Annotated in this window: 1 protein-coding gene; it reads left to right on the top strand. The window is 72.2% G+C overall.

What is annotated here, in order from left to right:
- Positions 1-460 (top strand): methyl-accepting chemotaxis protein (locus C7I85_RS31315; RefSeq protein WP_245445175.1); only part of this gene is annotated, 460 nt, incomplete at both ends.

Here is a 460-nt window from a genome sequence, read left to right as displayed (position 1 = left end):
AGATCTCGACCGCCGCCGACGATCTGTCGCGGCGCACCGAGCAGCAGGCGGCAAGCCTCGAGGAGACCGCGGCCGCGCTCGACCAGATCACCGCCACGGTGAAGAAGACCGCCGAGGGCGCCAGCCACGCCCGCGACGTCGTCTCCGAGGCCAAGGGCGACGCCGAGGCGAGCGGCGCGGTGGTGCGCCAGGCGATCGCGGCGATGGGCACGATCGAGAAGTCGTCCGACCAGATCGGCCGCATCATCGGCGTCATCGACGAGATCGCCTTCCAGACCAACCTTCTGGCGCTCAACGCCGGCGTCGAGGCGGCACGGGCCGGAGACGCCGGCCGCGGCTTCGCCGTCGTCGCCTCCGAGGTCCGCGCCTTGGCGCAGCGCTCGGCGGAAGCGGCGCGCGAGATCAAGAACCTGATCTCGGCCTCGACCACCCAGGTCGGCGAGGGCGTCAAGCTGGTCGC

The sequence above is a fragment of the Pseudaminobacter soli (ex Li et al. 2025) genome (genome assembly GCF_003012705.1).
Taxonomy (GTDB): Bacteria; Pseudomonadota; Alphaproteobacteria; order Rhizobiales; family Rhizobiaceae; genus Pseudaminobacter; species Pseudaminobacter soli.
This window is presented reverse-complemented; position numbering and strand designations above follow the sequence as displayed.